The organism is Desulfocicer niacini, from assembly GCF_054657595.1.
This window is the reverse complement of record NZ_BAAHYK010000005.1, coordinates 140,065-160,914: the sequence shown is the minus strand read 5'-3', so window position 1 is coordinate 160,914 and position 20,850 is coordinate 140,065. Positions and strand designations below refer to the sequence as shown.

Here is a 20,850-nt window from a genome sequence, read left to right as displayed (position 1 = left end):
TCTTTGTTACTGTTTTTATTGCTTATAGATATTTTTTAGAATGCATGGAAATACATTCAATGGGCTTGATCACGCAGGTCTAACCCTCGAACATTATATGGAGCACAGATGAAGAGTATTCTCATTGTTGACGACATTAAAGTCAATCTGAAAGTTCTTGAGGTTTTGTTAACCCGAAATGGGTATAATACCACATCAGCCATAAGTGGAAAAGATGCCTTGAGTCTGCTTCAAATCAAGCCCATTGATCTGATCATTTCAGACATTCTCATGCCCGAAATGGATGGATTCCAATTTTGTCGCTTGTGCAAGCTGGATGAAAATCTGCAACATATCCCCTTTGTATTTTATTCATCCACACACACCGAAGCCAAAGCCAGAAAACTAGCCAGTAAGGTTGGAGCACAGGCCTTTATTGTAAAACCGGCCGATCCAGCAATGTTGTTAAAAACCATAAATAATATTCTGAATAAAAATAATTCCAGCGTCTCAAACCATAATAAGCCTGAAAGACGATACACTGAACAACTCGTAAATACGCTGGAGACGCGAAATACAGCGTTGGCAAAACGAAAGCAATCCTGTACAGCATTACTAAATAATATTCCCTGCACGGTATGGACAGTTGATATTGGAGGCAACATCGCTTATATCAGCCCTACCGTGGAAGGGATAACCGGTTTTAGCATGGACCACATCATTAAAACAGGTAAAAGAGAATGGCTGGCAAGGGTCCATCCGTCCCATGCCGAAAAGGTAAAGACTGCCTACAAAAATCTTTACAAAAACCAGATGGCCCTGGACATTGAATACCTTTTTGAATGTCGGGATGGCGATATGATCTGGCTCCATGAAAAATCAGGCAAGCCATACATCAAAAAAGGTAGACTGTATGCGGATGGTGTTTCCATTGATATTTCTGAGAAAATATATCTCCAGGAATACCAAATGGAGTTCAGAGAGGCCAAAGCCATTCAAACGCTTACCGGGGGAGTAGCCCACGATCTGAACAATTTTCTCACCGGCATTGCAGGCTACATTGAAATCGCACGCATGCCCTCTACAACTCCGACGGAACAAAATCATTTTCTCGCCAAAGCCCTTCAAATCAGTAGCAGCGCCTCTGAGCTTACCCAGAGCCTTTTTACCATCTCAAGCGACCGTAAACCGATCAAAGACGCACTGTTGCCAGATATCTTAGCCAAAGCCACCCACTTAGTGCTGGGGGACAACACGGTACTTACCAAACTGGATATTCCGAAAGATTTGTGGCCCTGCAGAGTAGATACAGAACAAATGGGCCAAGCTATGAAGAACCTGCTCCTCAACGCAAAAGAGGCAGTGAGAATGGATGGGTTCATTGAAGTGATTTTGCAGAATATCTCCATTGAAACCAGGGAGTTTGTTTCAAATATTATCGTAAAACCAGGATATTATCTAAAAACAACCATCAGGGATAATGGGAGAGGAATTGAATCCGAAAATCTTCAGCGCATATTTCATCCCTATTTCACCACCAAAAGACGGGATATTAAACATGGATTAGGACTGGGACTGTCGCTAAGCAAAGCCATTATCACACGGCATGACGGTGTAATTGCAGTTAACTCCCAAAAAGGAGTGGGAACAACCATAGACATTTATCTCCCGGCCCAAAAACCCGGAAGGCACACCACCATGGAATCACTTTGTTTTTTTCCATCACAGCCTGAAAAAATTTTGGTCATGGATGCCGATGAAATGGTCAGAGATATAACACGACACGTCCTTGAAAGGGCGGGGTTAAAAGTTACCTGTGCCAAAAACGCTACAGATGCCGTCAAGAGTTACCGGAATGCCATGGAAGCAAACTATCCCTTCAGGGTAGTAATTCTCGACCTTATGACCAATGATAATGAAATGACCGGCGTAAGCACCTTAGAGCAGCTGAAAAAGCTTAATCCAGATGTTCAAGCCATCGTGTCAAGCGGCTATCCATCTGATCCGATAATAAAACAATACAAGCAATACGGTTTCCATGCCAGCATATCCAAGCCTTATACACCCAAAGATCTACTAGACATCATAAACAAATTTTCGCCATTACAGGAAAGTCACAATCCATAACTTTGTGCAGAAAAAATCAAACCCAGATGATAACTCCATAAAATCAAAGATCAACATGGAGAATACCCGATGAAAAACAATAACCGCACAATCCTCATCGTTGACGACACCAAAACCAACGTTGACGTGCTGGTACAGACCCTGAAATCAGACTACAGGCTGGGGGTAACCCTTAACGGAAAAGATGCCATCCGCTTTGCCGGGAGCCATCACCCGGACCTGATTTTGCTTGATATCATCATGCCGGAAATGGATGGATTTGAGGTATGCCTGGCTTTAAAAGCCGCCCCCAAAACCAGAAATATCCCCATTATTTTCATCACGGCCATGGACAACCATGCCCACCGCACCCGATGTTTTGAATGCGGCGGGGTGGATTACATCACCAAACCCTTTGTTCCCAAAGAAGTAAGGGAAAAGATCTCCAGGCATCTCATCCCCGGCTGATACTTGACTCTGCCCCATTGATGGATACGCCCATTACCCATGACTGAAATCCTTTTACCAAGAGAGACCGACAACAAAATGGAACAAAACCCCCATGACGGTACTGCCATCACAACGGATTACCACGGGAAAATACTCAAGGGAAACCACAGCCGTCGTCTGAAAGACCATATCAAAACAACCATTGCTGCCATGGAATCCTTTGAGAATACCATGGTTCCAGTCATTCCCTACCTGTCCGCCTGGCAGGAGAAAGAAAATGCCATGTGGTATGAATTTGCAGGGCAACGCTTCTGCCAGCTTATGGCCTGTGGTCCGGATACGGTGGCGACAACCTTCCGCAAAAATATTCTTGAACGACGAGTCTACAATTACCTGGAACAAAACAGCGGATGTGTCAACACCCAGACCCTGAAACAATGGGAATTGTCCGGCTCCCGCAGGGGGCTCCGGGAAGAAGGAGAAAAAAAAGGCTTGGTGGAAGCGGTGTACAAGGTTCAACTCCCCGACGGTTCCATTGCATGGCTCAAGGACCAGGCCACGGTGACAGCCTTTAACCAGGATCATATTCATATCTCATCGGGATGCCTGACCCTGGTTACCAAAGAAATGGAAGCAGAAGAAGAACTGTTGCGCACCCAGGAGCAACTCAAGGAAAACGCCCAGGCCCTGAAACTTGCTCATAAAATCCAGGAAAAAAACACGGCAAAACTCTCCCGGGCCATTGAAGCCGTTGAAACCGCCAGAAAAGAGGCAGAAAAGGCCAACCGGGCAAAGAGCGAATTTCTGGCCGTCATCAGCCACGAAATCAGAAATCCCATGAACGGCATCATCGGCACCTGCGATCTCATCATGGCCGATGCACTCTCCACCCAGCAGAACGAATACCTTGGCATCATCAAAAATGCTGCCATTTCCCTCCTGGGACTGATCAATGATATTCTGGATTTTTCCAAGATTGAAGCCGGGAAACTGGCCTTCATGGAAACTACCTTTGACATAAGAGATGTCATTGAGGATGTTTCCGATCTATTTCTGGAGCTGATATCCAAAAAAGAACTGGACCTGGTGCTGGATATCCACCCTAAAGTTCCCATGAACGTCATCTCCGATCCCATGCGCCTGAGACAGGTGCTGATCAACCTGACCTCCAATGCACTGAAATTCACCGAACAGGGCGAAATTGTCATCGGCGTGGCCCCCTGTCTTGCCAACGGTTCCCATGCCGAACTTGAGTTTTATGTCAGTGACACGGGTATCGGCATTGCACCTGTACACATGGAGAACCTGTTTGATTCTTTTACCCAGGTCAATGATCCGGTGAAGCCGGAATACGGCGGCACTGGACTGGGTCTTGCCATATCCCGGCAGATCGTTACCATGATGGACGGCACTATCTGGGTGGAAAGCACCCCGGCCAAGGGCAGTACCTTTTATTTCAAGGCCCCTTTTAAATGTGCCGAAGAAAATCCGGAGGATTCCCTGGCAATTCCCCGGGATTTCCGACAATACAGAGCACTGGTTGCCGCAAATGAGGGCACCGGCCGTCAGGTACTCCGACGTCTCCTGGACACCTGGGGATTCAAAGTCTCCCTTGCAGATTCCGGGCTTAAGGCCCTTGAAGCTCTGTCTGGCACCCCTGAACCATTTGAGCTGATTGTCATGGATATGAACCTGGCCGATCTGTCAGATGCATATATCCGCAATAAATTAAAAACCATTTCCCGCGAAGCTGTTTTTATTTCCATCACCCGCATGGGCATAAAGGAAGAGGCCCTGCGGGCAGTGGATCTCGGTATCACAAGCTCACTGACCAAACCCGTTAAAGAATCACTGCTGCTTGAAACCATCAAAAAGAGATTTGGATTTTCCCCACAAGATCTTGATGTACAAAAAGACCCTGCCCCATCCGGGGAACGCTTTTTAAATACCAGAGTTCTCATTGTGGAAGACAATACCATCAATTTGAAAGTCGGTTCAGAAATGCTGCGACTGGCAGGCGTGGATGTGGAAACCGCCCAGAATGGAATAGAAGCCGTTGAAAAGGTACAGCACACAGCCTATGATGCCGTGCTCATTGATATCCAGATGCCACTCCTGGACGGCATTGAAGCCTCCCGCATCATCCGCCAGCAATTTTCCAGCCGGGATCTGCCCATCATTGCCATGAGCGCCCATGCCAAATCCATAAAATGGAAGGCCTGTGTGGACGCTGGTATCAACGACTATATTCTAAAGCCCTTCAGTAAAGAGGCCCTGTTAACCGTTCTGAAAAATCAACTGGGCTACCGCCATGGCATACTTCCCCCTAAGATGCCCCAGCCCCCCCCAACACCCCAGAAGGCGCCGGAGATAAAAGAATCTACCTGCTTTCCCGGACTCAATATCAAGGAAGGCATTGAACGCCTGGGGGGCAGTAAAGAAATCTTTGCAGATATTTTATCTGATTTCTGTGAAGAACACGCCACATTTCACAAGGCACTGAAACAGCTGCTTGAAAAACATGATTTCAAGGGGGCTGCCACCCTGGCACATTCCATAAAGGGAGCCGCCGGAAACATTTCAGCCCCCCACCTGTTTCAAGCCGCAAAAGAGCTGGAACTGGCCTGCTGGAACAAAAAAAAAATGGAAATTAAAACATTGTTACCCCCGGCAAAGAAGGCCTTTGATGAAGTATGCCAGGGAGCCCGGGAATTTTTTATCCACATCCGGCAACAACAAGACCCCAACCATCCGGAATATCCGGAAAGCCAGCCCCATGACCGGAGGCTTTGGCCAATGATGCAATCCTTGCTGGAAAGCCTGGACAGTTTTGACCCCATCCTGTCTGAAACCCTGGCAGCTGAAATCCAGCCATTTATGCCTGAAACCGCAAAAACAGACATGGCATCCCTTACAAAACATATTAAAAATTACCAGTTTGATGATGCCCGTAAAATTTTAGAAGCGCTCATGGCTCCCCTGGAGTCTTAAGGATTTAATCCATGAAAACCATTAATGACTGCACTATCCTTGTGGTGGACGACACCAAAGCCAATGTGGCGGTACTTGTCCAGGCCTTAAGAGAAACCTATAAACTGGGAGTCACCCTCAATGGAGAGGATGCCATAAAGTTTGCCCAGGAAAAAAAACCGGACCTGATCCTGCTGGATATTGTCATGCCCGGCACCGACGGATTTGAAGTGTGCCGGAGACTCAAGGCAATGCCTGAAACCAAAGATATCCCCATTATTTTTATCACCGCCATGGATGATCTGAGCCATAAAACCAAGGGATTTGATTTCGGAGCCGTGGATTACATCACCAAACCCTTTGATATCACCGAGGTCAAAGCCCGGGTAAAAACCCATCTCACCCTGAAGCTGGCCCAGGAAGCCCTTAAAAATCAGAATGTCATCCTGGAGGAGATGGTCCGGGAACGAACCATGGAACTTAGAAAAGCCCAGATTGAAGTGATCAGCCGCCTGGGAAAAGCTGCGGAATACAGAGACCAGGACACCGGTACCCACATCAACCGCATGAGTAAATACTGCCGCATCATGGGCAAAGCCTTGGGATTGACCCGGGAAGAATATGATCGTCTGGATCTGGCATCCACCATGCATGATGTGGGTAAAATAGGCATCTCGGACAACATACTATTAAAGCCGGGCAAATTGGATGTGGAAGAATGGAAATCCATGAGAAGCCACACCCGCATCGGCGAACAACTGCTGTCCGGGGGATCATCCCAGCTGCTGGAGGTGGCCCGCATCATCGCCATGACCCACCACGAAAAATGGGACGGCACCGGTTATCATCAGCAGCTAAAGGGAAAAGAAATTCCCCTGGCTGGGAGGATCACCTGCATCTGTGATGTATTTGATGCCCTGATCTCCCGAAGGCCCTACAAAGAACCCTGGCCCGTGGAAAAAGCCATGGCGGAAATCAAACGGGGAAAAGGCGTTTTTTTTGATCCGGAGCTGGTGGACCTCTTTCTTTCTCTGGAACCGGAGATCCTGAAAATCGTGGAAGCCCACCAGGATGAAATCATGTAACGAGCCTTAACATGCCCGGGGAATCATGCTTCCAGCCGTGCTGATTTCAATATAGGATGCCCCGTGGTCACAGCCAAAATGCCCGGCAAGTACGGTGATGAGATCCTCTGAATCAAATTTACCCTCATCCACCAGGCGTTGGATGGCCTTTTGAATGGGATCGGTGTTAAAATCCCGGCGCTCAATAAAATAGGGAAACACGCCAAAGGACAATGCCATCACCCGCATGACCCGCTCATTATACATCTGGGCATAAATGGGGTTATCTCCCCGATAGGCTGCAATGGCAAGGATGGTACGACCGGAAATGGAATCTGCCACAATGGCCCGGGTATTGAGACGCATGGATGCCTTCACCGCTGATTTGGCCAGATAGGCCGTCACCTTATTTTCCAAAAGATAAGGGGTATCCAGAAACGAACTGCGATCGGCTTCCACTTCCCCGGCAATGCGGGCCATGGTCTGCACCGCTTCCAGGGGATAGCGACCGTTGGCCGTCTCCCCGGACAGCATCAGGGCATCGGCATGGTCCAGGCAGGCGTTGGCCACATCGGAGACCTCGGCCCTTGTGGGACGGGGGGAATGAATCATGGAATGCAGCATCTGGGTGGCCACGATCACCGGACAATGGTGACTGATGCAGGTTTTAATCATCTTTTTCTGGATCAGGGGAATTTTCTCAGCTGGGATCTCCACTGCCAGATCCCCTCGGGCAATCATTACCCCATAGGCCACCTCCAAAATTTCCTCCAGATGATCCACCCCTTCCCGGTTTTCAATCTTGGCAATGATCTTCATGGGGCTTTGTTTTTCATCGAGAATCTTCTGCACGGCCAGGACATCTTCCCTGCTACGCACAAAGGAGTGGGCAATGAAGTCCAGGTTCTGGTCTGCGGCAAACCGAATGAAATCCTTGTCTTTCTGACTCAAGGCCGGTAATTTCACGTGCACCGACGGAATGTTCACGCTTTTTTTCCCCTGGATCACCCCGTCGTTTTCCACCTTGCAGTACAGAAAATCCTCATCCTTTTCCATCACTGTCAACGCCACATCCCCGTCATCAATAAGGACAGAGCTTCCCACCGGCACATCATGGACAAAATTGCCATGGGAGACACAGATGGTTTCCCCCATGCATTGACACTCGGGATCTCCTTTGATGCGTACCCTGTCCCCATAGGTAACCTTCAGGGGATTTTTAGAGGCACAGGTGCGAATCTCCGGCCCCTTGGTATCCAGGAGGATGGCAATTTTATTTGAAACCTGGCGGACAGCGGTGATGACCTTCATGGCACTTTCATGGGTCATGTGGGCCGTGTTAAGGCGTACAACGTCCATGCCCGCCTGGTGAAGGATCTTTAAAAAATCAGGCTGACAGTTAAGATCGGATATGGTGGCCACAATTTTTGTTTTTCTTGGCATAATGTTTCCCCTGAATTACTTTTAATTGTTACAAACACGCTGTGTGCAGTGAAGCGTTGTTGTGGGCAAACCCCACCGTTGCCGCTGAGGGTGGAGACAGCTGCCCCCTCCCCCCTATTTGACTGCAATAAGTTCGACGGTGAAAATCAATGCAGCATAGGGTTCAATCTTGCCACCACCGGTGGGGCCATATGCCAGTTCAAATGGAATATACAGCTCATATTTTGAGCCCTCGGTCATAAGTTGAAGCCCTTCTGTCCACCCTTTAATTACGGCATTGAGTTGAAACGATGCTGTTTTTCCACGTTTGTAAGAGCTGTCAAAGACGATACCATCAAGGGTTCTACCTTCATAATGGGTTTCAACGGTGTCTGTAACAGCAGGTTTTCTCCCGCTTCCTTCAGTAATCACTTTATACTGAAGCCCGCTTGCAGTAACGATAACACCCTCTTTTTTGCTGTTTTCCTCGAGAAATTTTTTCCCGGCTTCAATATTTTTACTTCCCACTTTCATCTGCTCTGCCTGCTTTTTATCCTGCATTGCTCTTTGAAAATTCTGCATAATGTGCTGCATTTCACCAACAGGCATTTTTGATTGTTCACCATTAAAAGCCGCAATAAATGAATTGGCAAAAATCTCAGGATCAATTTCAAGCCCCTGTCTTTTAAAATCTCCACCCACACTTTGTCCCAGAACGTAGCTCACTTTGTCTAATTCAATTTTCATTCTAATTCCTTTTGGTTGATGATCCGATTTTTCCCTGCCTTGCGGACTCCCATGGAGTTATACTTTTTGTCTGTTCATCTTTTAAGTCGATTTTACCATCAACATCCGTCAAGACGATCCTGGCATTTTTTCTCCTGGCATTTTTCAGCCAGGCGCAATTTTCTTCTGGAAACTGCCTCTTTGTTGCGCCGGATATCCTCTGCTGTCACCAGCTTTAAAGGGGGAATCTTCACAGGTTTTCTGTTATCATCCAGAGCCACAAAGGTAAGATATGCAGAGGCCAGATGCACGCGGGTTCCGGCCAGAAGGTCCTCGGATTCCACACGCACACCAATTTCCATGGATGTTTTTCCGATCATATTAATACCGGCTTTTATGGTTATCAGATTCCCAATAAAGCAGGGATTATGAAAATCCAACCGGTCTATGGAGGCTGTCACACAAATCCGCCTTGTATGACGCACAGCCACCACACCGGCTGCATTATCAATTTCCTTCATTATGACCCCTCCGTGAACAATACCTGCCGGATTTGCGTCCTGGGGCAGCATCACCTTTGATATTATAACACTGGAGTCATGTGTACTTTTCTGATCTTTCATATGGCTACCTTTATAATTTTAAATTTTATATAACTGCCATGTCCCAGCGGACACAACGAACAGTGGGTCGTAGACGCGGAGCCAAATGGCATTATACCGCCCCGGGCGGACCATCGGACCGGCCCCGGGCCGTCGGCGGCCCATTTGTTCTGCCGGTCTAAAGCGCAGGAACTGCGGGCAGGTTTGTCCTCAAACAGCCTGCGCTTCTTAACGACCGGCAGGGCAAATGGGCTGATCGCCTTTAGCTCCGAATGGGCCGGTCCGATGGTCCTGCGGGGGCTCTGCTGTCGGCATTTTCATATAAACTATCACGCTGGATTTGAAATCAAAATTCACCTGCATTTTTTTATATGGAAAAGCAGGTACCGGGTATTAACATCAAGCGCTTTTTCCCTTAAACTACAAGCTGGCTTCAATCCACCGCAGTTTTCCAGTCATAGCGACGTTTAATATACTTGAGAATCAGGGATGTTTCAGTAGTCACCACCCCGTCAATTTTATAAATTTTCTGGGAAATCAAGGTATTGAGATCTTCAATGGAGTGCGCATTGAATTCCGCATAGATATCAGATCCGCCTGTGGTGTGAACAATATACCATATCTGCTTTATTTTGCTTAACTCACTACTGACATGATCCATCTTTTTTACATCGGCATTGATCTTAAGAATTCCCACAATTTCAAATCCAAGTTTCAGGGGATTGCTCACAGCCACGATCTGAATATATTCTTCCTTGATAAGACGGGCAAGGCGGGTTCTGACAGTGGCCTCGGAGATACCAAGAGCTTTGGCAATGAGGGTGTTGGCCATTCTGCCGTCTTTCTGTAATAACTCAATGATTTTACAATCGGTTTGATCTATATGGGATTCCACGGCATCTCCTTCAAAAAACGACTATTCAAAAAAAGGGCTTGGGCAGCACATGGGCCAGACTTGCGTTGTTGTTATTTTTATTTAAAGTCCTATTTATTATGCACTCCAGAGTCATAAGTTCTCATAACCTATTGAAATCATTATGCCAGATCCAATGGATTCTCAAAGCCAGACTTAATGATTTCAATGGGTTATCTAAAATCAAAAGAAACCATGGTGAGAACTTATGACTGACGAGTTATGCACAGACACTTATCAAAAACATGGAACCTAATAAAAGCCTCACCCTCCAATAGCACAAGGCTGTCAACCTTGCCCACTAAATTATGATGGGTAGCCAAACTCATTGACCCACAATTACGAGGGTCTCATTCCCATTTTCCCGCCCGGAGGCTTCATTAGCTATGGGGAGTAATGGGGATCGGGCTTTCCTAAAATCATATCCATAGAATGCTATGACGATGCCTGGGAAATGGGAATGTACCCATTATGGGGGCGGGTTAATGTTAAGAGCAGCCCCAACATAAAAAAAACCCATGTCATCTTAAAGAATAAGGAGGACATGGGTTTTAGTTATTTTACGCCTTACATAAACGATGATCATCATCAGCTGATGATTATCCCGGGGGCATTTATGTTTGCCCAGGCGGACGGCTACTTTTCCACGGGCATGGAAGTAATGGTCCCATCCCAGGTATCAACTTTGGCATCGGCATCAACCTCTTCTTCGGTGAACCAGGTTGATGTCACATTTTTCTGCTCCGTAAAAAAACGGATACCGTCCCTGCCCATGGCATGGAGATCACCAAAAAACGATTGCTTGTGACCCGTAAATCCAAAAATACCGTTGGGAACAGGAATTCCCACATTAACCCCCACCATGCCGCCATGGGTTCTAAAGGCAAACTGCCTTGCCCAATAGCCGTTCTGGGTATAAATAACAGATCCGTTGGCAAAACGATTATTGTTCATAACGGTAATGCCCTCTTCAAAATTTTTCACCCGTTTAACACACAGCACCGGTCCAAACACCTCTTCATTGCCAATGGTCATATCTTCGGTGACGTGGTCAAAAATGGTGGGCCCCACCCAAAAACCATTTCTACACTCTTCAGGAACACTGGGGTTACGGCCATCCAGAACCAGTTTGGCCCCTTCTTTTACGCCGGTCTCAATCCAGTTGGTAATATAATCCCTGTGACCTGAATTCACAACTGGGCCCATGCCGACCCCTTTTTCGTAGGCTTTGCCCAGTGAGGCTTCCTTTGAGTATTTCACCAGCAGTGCCACCAGATCGTCGGCAATGGCGTCTTCCACACAGATGGCGGGTAAAGCCATGCACCGGGCACCTGCACAACCAATGTATGCATTCATGATTCCCCTTGCCGTGCGGTCAAGCTTGCAGTCACTCATGACAAGGGCATGGTTTTTGGCTTCTGTCAGGGCCTGGACCCGTTTTCCATTGGCAGCTGCCGTGGAATAGATATGAAGCCCCACCTTGGTGGACCCCACAAAGCTGACCCCAACAATGGAGGGATGTTTGAGAAAAATTTCCGCCTCTTTTCTACCGGCGGTGACAATATTTAATACACCTTCCGGCAATCCGGCTTCAACCCAAAGTTCTGCTATTCTCATCACCGCCTGGGGAACAAAACTTGCCGCCTTCAGCACCATTGTGTTTCCCGTGGCGATGCACAATGGTGCCATCCAGCCCATGGGAATCATGGCGGGGAAATTCCAGGGGGCAATGCCGGCAAAAACACCCACCGGTTCGTTGAACAACACCGTGTCATAGCCGTTGGAGATATTCATGACGGAATCGCCCTTCATCAAGTGGGGAATACCACAGGCAAACTCAACCACCTCTGTCACCTTTAATATATCGCCCATGGCCTCTTCCCATTTTTTCCCTTCCGAGGCGGCAACAATATGGGTCAATTCTTCAAGGTGCTTATCCAGAAGTGCTTTCATCTTGAAAAGAACCTGAACTCTCTTGCTGGGAGGAGTGGCGGCCCAGGCCGGAAAGGCCTGGCTTGCGGCGTCAATGACTGCCTCCACTTCGTCCTGGGTGCACTGGGGGGCCAGGTGGGTTATCTCCCCGGTGGAGGGGTTGAAGCACTCCATATATTTTTCTGTTTTGGAATCAACAAATTCATTGTTGACAAAATATTTCAATTTCGTTGGCTGGCTTATCATGATTTTAAACTCCTGGGGTTAAATTGGCATCGCCATATCAGATTAATTTTAAATGTGATCTTTGGGATCATACGACATATTTAATAAAAAATCAACCACAATTAAACGATATATATTAAAAATATAAAAAAATAATTCGATATACGTAGAATCAGTCCGTATTAACTTTTTTATTGGAGAAAAAGGTAACCCGCCAATTATAATGAATGGGCCACGTTATGAGCAAACCCCAAAATCGCCCAAGCAAAACTTGAACGTTTAATTAAAAGGTCTGTTTAATCGCTTTTTCAACTGCAACAACAATTCTGTCGATTTCGTCATTGGAAACCGTCAGACAGGGTACAAAATAAAGGGTGGTATTCAATCCGGGAAGACTGGAATTGGTTCGTCCCACAATTACCTTTTCCGCCAGAATATTTCCCATAAGCTCTGCCATCTTGGCTTCTGTGACCGGGGTTTTGCTTTTCTTGTCCTGGACGATTTCCACACCGCAAAAGAGTCCTACCCCCCGCACATCCCCCACCACAGACAGGGCTGTAAGTGCCTGCAGTTTTTCCAGCAGTACCATTCCCTTTTCCCGGCTGTTTTCCACAAGATTTTCATCTTCTATGATTCTTGTGCTTTCAAGGGCCGCCGCCATGGGTGCCGTACACCCCCCATAGGTGCTGATATCCCGAAAATAGTGGGTCTGGGTTTCGGGGTTTGCGGGATCGTTTAGAAAAATATCGTAAATTTCCTGCTTCACCGCCGTGGCGGACAATGCTTCGTAGGAACTTGCAAGGCCCTTTGCCATGGTGACAATGTCCGGATCAACATCATAATGCTCATGACCCCAGAATTTTCCGGTTCGACCGAATCCGCACACCACCTCATCCATGATGATCCACACCCCATATTTTTTACAGATCTCCTGGACAATGGGAAAATATTCCTTCACCGGCGGTATAATACCGCCACCTGCGGTGATGGGCTCCACGATGAAGCCCCCCACGGTGTCCGGCCCTTCTTTAAGGATCACATCTTCCACTGCCCGGGCACAGTCAATGTTGCATCCGGGGTAGGTCTTGTCAAAGGGACATCGGTAGCACAGGCAATGGGGCACTTCGGGGAACCCCTCCACAAAGGGCCCAAAATCTTTTTTACGCTCAAGCTGGCCGCAGGCACTCATGGCGGCAACGGTGGTACCATGATAATCGCGATCTCTATAAAGGATCTTGTATTTTCCCTTACGTGCAGGATCAATACGTGAAGCCAGGCGAACCATCTTAAAAGCTTTTTCATTGGCTTCCGAACCGGAGTTGGAAAAATACACCTTGTCCAGACGAGGCAGTTTTTCCAGCAGCTTACTGGCAAATTTAATGGAAGGAATGGTACCGTAGGCCCCGGCAAAATAAGGCATAACCTTCAGTTGCTCGTACACGGCCTTTGCGATGGACTCCCGACCATATCCCACCATGACACTCCATACCCCCCCGGAGGTGGCATCCAGGTATTCATTCCCCCGGATATCCTTGATCATCAACCCCTCTCCACCAACAACGATCATCTGTTCCCGGGTTTTGAAACAACTGTGTGATTTCAGGTGATGCCACAGACTATTCTTGTCCTGGGCCACCATCTCTTCAACATCATATTCAAGCCAATTTTCTGGTGATGCCATTTTGTTTTTCCTTATATTGTAATTTTTTGACTGTCCTGCCCAGGCCGTTTAGAAAAAATGGTAACAGGCCCTGCCCCATAACACTTTACTTTCGCTTCATTTAAGCAGTTTACATGCCAACCCAGGTGGAAACAAAACAACAACTTGAATTACAAGGAAATATTTGCCAATTGAGCATTTCAACACAAATCTTCAGCGCATGCCATCCCCGAAAACCGAGTCACAATAGACTTACAGAAGACACCAAGATCGATTAATATCTTGTTTTTTTTAAAAAAAACATTCGCTTCACTTTTGAAATATAAAATTTACATTTAAAATAATTTGTTATTTCAGCAAATTACAAATCTCACACCCCATGCAGATATGAATCAGGTTTAGCGCTCACAATTATCGTTATTTGAATTAAAGTTTAAAATCAGATACTTAAAATAAATAACACCCCATGGCATGCTGTTTGCTTTATGAGATAAACATTAGAAAGCAAGCTAAATCCAAGGATTCATACTCGATAATCCAGAGTTGCATCCAGACATAGATCAAGACACTGGATTATATAAATTTTGACTCATATCAGATTCCAGAGTCTTATCCGGTTGGAGTCAGGCTTGTGTTATTGTACTTTTGACAACAGGCTGTTTTTCAAGACAAATTGTAACCGAATCGTCAATAACCCAAACCTGACCCCACACGAAAGGCGAACACCGAAAGTTGAGATTTTTAAAATAGCAATCAGGTAAAATCCTGCACTTTATGATTTTTATTCAGCAAACATACTTAAAAAGCATATTCCAAAATTAAAGGAGGCAACATCATGAGCAGTCAAATACCTTCCCATGCACAGGTGGTCATTATCGGTGGCGGCATCGTCGGTTGCAGTACCGCCTACCATCTGGTGGAACTGGGATGGAAAGATGTGGTACTACTGGAACGCAAACGCATTTCTTCCGGAACATCCTGGGCAGCGGCAGGACTTCTGGGACAGCTCTGGTCCACAAGTCCCCTGACGAAACTTGCCAAATACGGTGCGGATCTCTATGCCGGCCTTGAAGCCAAAACAGGTCAGCCCACCGGTTATAAACGCAATGGATCCCTCCGGGTATCACGTACCCAGGCCAGGAGAAGCGAATATCAGCGAGCCCTTGGCATGGCCCGGGCCTTTGGCATCAAGATGGAAGAAATCAGCATGGAAGAGGCAAGAAAGCTGTTTCCCGTCATGCAGACCGAAGATCTCACCGGTGCCTGGTACCAGCCCGATGACGGCGTCACCAACCCCGAAGACACCACCCAGGCCCTGGCCAAAGGGGCGCGCATGGGTGGGGCCAGCATTATTGAAAACATCAAGGTGCTGGACATCACCCTTAAAAATAACACGGTTACCGGGGTAAAAACCGACCAGGGCGACATCAGTTGTGAATATGTGGTCAACTGTGCCGGCATGTGGGGCCGGGAAGTGGGCAAAATGGTGGGGGTCAGTCTCCCCCTGGTGGCGGCGGAACACATGCACATGACCACGGAACCCATTGAAGGTGTTTACAAGGAAATGCCCTATCTCCGGGACATGGACGGCTACATCTACATCAAAGAAGAAATGGGCGGACTGCTCATGGGCGGGTTTGAGCCCATGGCAAAAACCTGGGGTGTCAAAGGTATTCCCGACAATTTCGAATACACCCAGCTGGATGAGGACTGGGACCAGATGGATCTATTCATCCAGAATGCCATCATCCGATGCCCCGCCTTTGCCGAAGCCGGTGTCACCAACCTCACCACCGTACCCGAAAGTTTTACCCCGGACACCTCCTATCTGCTGGGGGAAGCCCCGGGGGTGAAAAATTTTTTCGTGGGCTGCGGAATGAACTCCGTTGGCATCACCAGCGCCGGCGGTGCCGGCATGGCTCTTGCCACCTGGATCGTCCAGGGATATCCGGACGAAGACCTCTGGCCGGTGGATGTCCGGCGGTACAACAAATGGCAAAACAACCTGAAATACATTGAAGAACGGGTCAATGTGGAATCCGTGGGCAATCTCTATGCCGACCATTACCCTTTTAAACAGCCCACCTCATCAAGGGATGTTCTGAAAACCCCCATCCACGACCGTTTAAAAGAAATGGGGGCATGCTTTGGCGTGGTATCCGGATGGGAACGGGCCAACTGGTTTGCGCCCAAGGGTGTGGAAGCCAAATATGAGTACAGCTGGGAACGTCAGAACTGGTTTGAATACTCCGCCCAGGAACACATGAACATCCGGGAAAATGTGGGTATCTACGATCTGACGTCCATGGGAAAATTTTTCATGCAGGGAAGGGACGCAGAAAAGGTACTCCAGATGCTGTGCTCCAATGATGTGGCACAACCCATTGGCAAGGTGGTGTACACCCAGATGCTCAATGAACGGGGCGGCATTGAAGCCGACATCACCGTGACCAAAATGGAAGAAGACAAATTCTTCATCGTCACCGCAGGCGCCACCACCACCCGGGATTTTGACTGGATAAAACGCCACACCCCGGAGGATGCCCACGCCGTCCTCACCGATGTAACCTGGTCCTATACCTTGCTGGGTGTCATGGGTCCCAAATCCCGGGATCTGTTGCGTAAAATCACGGATGCCGATCTTTCCAATGAGGCCTTTCCCTTTGCCACTGCCAAGGAAATTTACGCGGGCTCTGCCACGGCCTATGCCATTCGCATGAGTTTTGTGGGCGAGCTGGGTTGGGAACTCTATATTCCCACACCCTTTGCCCAGGGTATTTTCGACGAATTGATAAAGGCCGGGGAGGAATTCAATGTCAAGATGTGCGGACTGCATGCCGTTGATTCCCTGCGCCTTGAAAAGGGATACCGCCACTGGAGCAGCGACATCACCCCTGATGACACCCCCTACGAAGCGGGCCTCGGGTTTGGTGTCAAGCTTGGCAAGGATGATTTCATCGGCAAGGCCGCCCTGGTAAAACAAAAGGAAGAGGGCCTGAAGAAAAAACTGGTGATATTCACCATTGACGATCCAGAGCCCCTGATCTACCATGATGAGCCCATCTATCGGAACAGTATCCTGGCCGGAGAGAACACCCACGGTTCCTATGCCCATGTCACCGGGCATTCCATCGGCATGGTATACCTCTCCAATGAGGACGGAATCACCGATGAGTGGATCATGGACGGCTCCTATGAAATAGAGGTGGAAAACAAGCGCTATCCCATCACCATTCATTTAAAAGCCCCCCATGATCCCCAGGGGAAATCCATCAAGGTCTGAACCCGACGTCCCGACCTTTTGATGAGAAAAAGCCCCTGTTTTCCATGGGCAGGAAAAGATAACAGGATACTATAAAATTTCTGTGAGGGCTGTATCGCCTGTTTTTCCACGGACGATGCAGCCCCAACGGGAGATGTATCAAGATTAAAAAGGAGTGAACATGAAGCGACCCATCAAGTCAGGAAAACTGTACAATGGCGGCTTCAGCCTCAATGTCCTCACCGATGACGAGCTGTACGAAATTCATCTGGGGACCCTTGAGATACTGAAAACCACCGGTGTATATGTGGAAAGTGAGGAGGCCCGGGAAATTTTCAGCAGCGGCGGTGCCACCATAAACGAAAAAAACAAAGTGGTCACCTTCCCTTCCTATGTGGTGGAGGATGCCATAAGGTCGGCACCGGATACCTTCCACGCATACGGTCGCATTCCGGAAAGCGACGTGGTGCTGGAGGCCAACCGGGTGACCTTTACCAACTTTGGGGAAGGGATCATGTTTGTGGATCCCTACACCGGAGAACATCGTCAAACCACCAAAAAAGATGTGGAAATGGCGGCCCGGGTCATCGACTTTCTTCCCAACGTGGAAACCTACGAACGGTGCATGCTCTCCCATGACAAACACCACGCGGTCCAGGCCCTTCACAATGCCGAAGCCTCACTGACCAACACCACCAAACACCATTGGCTGGGTCCGGTGGACCGATACCAATGCGGAAAAATCATTGAGATCTGCTCGGCCATCGCCGGGGGCAACGACAAGTTCAGGGAACGTCCCTTCTTAACCTTTGTCACCTGCCCCATCAGCCCTTTAAAACTTTCCAGCCACCATTGCGACATCATCATTGAAGCCGCCCAAAACGGCATGGGCGTCAACTGCATCGGCATGGCCATGTCCGGTGGCTCATCCCCCATCCACATCGCCGGCACCCTGGTACAGCAGAACGCCGAACTACTTGCCAGCCTTGTTCTTTGCCAGCTGGTGAAAAAAGGAGCCTCTTTTATCTATGCCAGTTCCACCTGTCCCCTGGACATGAAACAGGGCACCGCTTCGGTGGGATCGCCTGAAACCGGCATCATCAATGCCGCCGTGGCAAGGCTTGCCCGCTACTACAACCTGCCGAGCTTTGCCGCCGGTGGTTAGGGCGATTCCAAAGTAACTGATTATCAGTCAGGCCACGAAAAAACCATCACCGGTATCCTTCCGGCGTTGTCAGGGTGCAACGTCATTTACGGACTGGGAATGCTGGAGATGGGCATCACTTTTGATCTGGCACAACTGGTACTGGACAATGAAGTGGCCGGCATGATCAAAAGAACGGTGAACGGTATTGAGGTCAACGATGAAACCCTTTCTCTGGATACGATCAAGGAGGTCGGACCCTTTAAGGATTATCTTGCCCACAAAAGTACATTCAAGAACATGCGGCTGACCACCAGTCCCAAATTGATGAATCGACAGATGCGGCCCCGATGGGAAGCCGCCGGTGGCAAGAACGCCTATGAAAGGGCCCGGGATGAGGTGCACCATATTCTGGAAACCTATGAACCCCCGAAACTGTCCGACGAAATACTGAAAAAGGTACGTGACATCGTGGATGCTGCAGAAGCAGAGGTGGGAATCGAATAAATCCCCGGCGGTAGAAGGCCCTGCCGCCACCGACATGGAATCACCACGGCTTTGATGCATCCCGGGCGGTTCCGGACACGATAAAATGCCGGTCATGGCTTCACGCCATGGCCGGTACCAACCCCAAAAAAACGATCTAAAGAAGGATATCAACAATGCGTATTTATGTGTGTGTCAAACATGTGCCGGACACAGCTGCCAACATTAAGATTGTTGGAGATGACGCCTATGACACCCAGGTCAAGTATGTTGCCAATCCCTACGATGAGTACGGTGTGGAAGAGGCGGTGACCCTGGTGGCCAAGGCCAAAGAGGGAGAAGTCGTTGCCGTATGTGTGGGCAATAAAGGGGCTGCCAACACCTTGAAATCCGTCATGGCCATGGGGGCTCACCGCAGCATTCTGGTGAAAACCGATGATCAGTTCCCCGGCAGTGATCTGACGGCAAAGGCCCTGGCCAAAGCCATCACGGACGATGGCAATGCGGATCTTGTCTTCATGGGAAAACAGTCCGTGGATTCAGAGGGCATGCAGACCTCCTACCGATTGGGAATGGCTTTGTCCCTTCCCGTGGTCACCGGCGTTGTATCCCTTGCCCAGGAGGGGGACACCATTAATGTACAAAGGGAAATAGATGGCGGCGCAAGGGAAACCCTTGCGGTGAAGACCCCTTGCATTCTGGGCGCCACCAAGGGTTTGAACGAACCAAGATTCCCCAAACTGCCCGACATTCTCAAGGCAAAGAAAAAAGAAATCAAGGAAGTGGATCTTCAAAGCATGGGATTTACCGACGAAGGGCAATGTAAACTTAAATCCCTGGAACCGGTTCAGGAACGCTCCAATGCGAAAATACTACAGGGAAGCACCCAGGAAATCGTGTCCTCTCTGGTGAAAATTTTAAGGGAAGAAGAAAAGGTTCTTTAAGGAGAAAACCATGTCCAAGATAGGCGTATTCATCGAAACGGCAAACCAGGAGATCAAAAAAAGTGTCCCCGGCGTCATCTCTGCCGCTGCCGGGGCTGGCCAGGTTGTGGGATTCATCCTGGAAGACAATGCCGACAACTACAAGGAAGAACTGGAAGCTTACGGCGTCACGGAGATTGTGAACCTCACCGGGGGAGACATTGTTTTCTCCAGACAACCGGAGGCCGCAGGACAGGCCCTGGCCCAGGGAGCAAAAGCCTTTGGCGTAAAGGCCCTCATCGGTGTGAGCAGCCCCGTGGGCAACGATCTTCTGGCCCGGGCCGCCATGGAATTAAAGGCTCCTCTGGCCCTGGACTGCATTGATGTGGATTTTGCAGCAAACTGCGTGAAAAAATCCCATTTTTCCGGCAAGGCCATTGCCACCCTGGAAATGACAGGCGATGTGTTTGTCTGCGCCATACGGCCCAACACCTTTGAAGCCGTTCAGGCCCCCGGCAGTGCCACCGTCATTGAACACAATGTCACCATAAAAGACCCTGGAAATATCATTGTCACCGCCGTTGATGCCGTGGATTCCTCCCAAAAAGATCTCACCGAGGCCACCGTAATTATCTCCGGCGGACGACCCATGGGCTCCAGTGAAAATTTTAAAATACTTGATGCCTGTGCAAAAAAACTCCATGCGGTGGTGGGTGCATCCAGGGCCGCAGTGGATGCGGGCTTTGTCCCCCATTCCATGCAGGTGGGCCAGACCGGCAAAATCGTCAGCCCCAAACTCTACATCGGATGCGGTCTCTCGGGTTCGGTGCAGCATTTTGCCGGCATGAAAACCTCCAAGGTAATTGTGGCCATCAACACGGACAAGGATGCCCCCATCTTCAGCAAATCTGATTACGGCATCATCGGGGATCTGTTTGAGGTGGTACCGGCATTGACAAAGGAACTGGAAAGACAGGGACAATGAA

At 48.7% G+C, this 20,850-nt stretch carries 13 protein-coding genes and 1 pseudogene; 8 read left to right on the top strand and 6 right to left on the bottom strand.

Going from position 1 to position 20,850, the window contains the following annotated elements; genetic code table 11:
* Nucleotides 1–108: 108 nt before the first annotated feature.
* The 4 genes from ACYQ2M_RS04085 (at nt 109) to ACYQ2M_RS04070 (ending at nt 6,590) form a co-directional block, all read left to right on the top strand.
* Complete coding sequence (locus ACYQ2M_RS04085) at nt 109–2,106, top strand: ATP-binding response regulator (RefSeq protein ID WP_459915044.1); 1,998 nt, start codon at nt 109–111, stop codon at nt 2,104–2,106.
* A gap of 69 nt (nt 2,107–2,175) precedes the next feature.
* Nucleotides 2,176–2,553 (top strand): response regulator, encoded by a 378-nt coding sequence (locus ACYQ2M_RS04080; RefSeq protein WP_459915043.1) that lies wholly within the window; start codon nt 2,176–2,178, stop codon nt 2,551–2,553.
* Between the two features lie 39 nt (nt 2,554–2,592).
* The gene (locus ACYQ2M_RS04075) at nt 2,593–5,526 is read left to right on the top strand and encodes a hybrid sensor histidine kinase/response regulator (RefSeq protein ID WP_459915042.1); all 2,934 of its coding nucleotides are present in this window, start codon (nt 2,593–2,595) and stop codon (nt 5,524–5,526) included.
* Nucleotides 5,527–5,537: 11 nt separating this feature from the next.
* Complete coding sequence (locus ACYQ2M_RS04070) at nt 5,538–6,590, top strand: response regulator (RefSeq protein WP_459915041.1); 1,053 nt, start codon at nt 5,538–5,540, stop codon at nt 6,588–6,590.
* A gap of 6 nt (nt 6,591–6,596) precedes the next feature.
* Here ACYQ2M_RS04070 and pyk read toward each other — a convergent pair whose 3' ends face one another.
* The 6 genes from pyk to ACYQ2M_RS04040 all read right to left on the bottom strand — a co-directional run bounded on the left by pyk (nt 6,597) and on the right by ACYQ2M_RS04040 (nt 14,070).
* Nucleotides 6,597–8,012 (bottom strand): pyruvate kinase, encoded by a 1,416-nt coding sequence (pyk, locus tag ACYQ2M_RS04065; RefSeq protein ID WP_459915040.1) that lies wholly within the window; start codon nt 8,010–8,012, stop codon nt 6,597–6,599.
* A gap of 114 nt (nt 8,013–8,126) precedes the next feature.
* Entirely contained in the window at nt 8,127–8,738 is a 612-nt protein-coding gene (bamJ, locus tag ACYQ2M_RS04060) for a BamJ family beta-barrel-assembly machinery protein (RefSeq protein ID WP_459915039.1), read from the bottom strand.
* Between the two features lie 98 nt (nt 8,739–8,836).
* On the bottom strand, nt 8,837–9,340 hold the full coding sequence (locus ACYQ2M_RS04055; RefSeq protein WP_459915038.1) for an acyl-CoA thioesterase: 504 nt from the start codon (nt 9,338–9,340) through the stop codon (nt 8,837–8,839).
* A gap of 412 nt (nt 9,341–9,752) precedes the next feature.
* Complete coding sequence (locus ACYQ2M_RS04050; protein ID WP_459915037.1) at nt 9,753–10,214, bottom strand: Lrp/AsnC family transcriptional regulator; 462 nt, start codon at nt 10,212–10,214, stop codon at nt 9,753–9,755.
* A gap of 654 nt (nt 10,215–10,868) precedes the next feature.
* On the bottom strand, nt 10,869–12,410 hold the full coding sequence (locus ACYQ2M_RS04045; RefSeq protein ID WP_459915036.1) for a CoA-acylating methylmalonate-semialdehyde dehydrogenase: 1,542 nt from the start codon (nt 12,408–12,410) through the stop codon (nt 10,869–10,871).
* A gap of 262 nt (nt 12,411–12,672) precedes the next feature.
* Nucleotides 12,673–14,070 carry an aminotransferase family protein gene (locus tag ACYQ2M_RS04040; RefSeq protein ID WP_459915035.1) on the bottom strand — a complete coding sequence of 466 codons (1,398 nt, stop codon included), beginning with the start codon at nt 14,068–14,070 and terminating at the stop codon, nt 12,673–12,675.
* An 814-nt stretch (nt 14,071–14,884) separates the two neighbouring features.
* Here ACYQ2M_RS04040 and ACYQ2M_RS04035 point away from each other — a divergent pair.
* The 4 genes and pseudogenes from ACYQ2M_RS04035 (at nt 14,885) to ACYQ2M_RS04020 (ending at nt 20,849) form a co-directional block, all read left to right on the top strand.
* Nucleotides 14,885–17,332, top strand: coding sequence for a GcvT family protein (locus ACYQ2M_RS04035; protein ID WP_459915034.1), 2,448 nt, complete (start codon nt 14,885–14,887; stop codon nt 17,330–17,332).
* Between the two features lie 160 nt (nt 17,333–17,492).
* Nucleotides 17,493–18,962: pseudogene (gene mttB / locus ACYQ2M_RS04030) on the top strand ([trimethylamine--corrinoid protein] Co-methyltransferase).
* 155 nt (nt 18,963–19,117) lie between these two features.
* Nucleotides 19,118–19,885 (top strand): electron transfer flavoprotein subunit beta/FixA family protein, encoded by a 768-nt coding sequence (locus ACYQ2M_RS04025; protein WP_459915033.1) that lies wholly within the window; start codon nt 19,118–19,120, stop codon nt 19,883–19,885.
* Between the two features lie 10 nt (nt 19,886–19,895).
* Nucleotides 19,896–20,849 carry an electron transfer flavoprotein subunit alpha/FixB family protein gene (locus tag ACYQ2M_RS04020; RefSeq protein ID WP_459915032.1) on the top strand — a complete coding sequence of 318 codons (954 nt, stop codon included), beginning with the start codon at nt 19,896–19,898 and terminating at the stop codon, nt 20,847–20,849.
* Nucleotide 20,850: the final 1 nt, after the last annotated feature.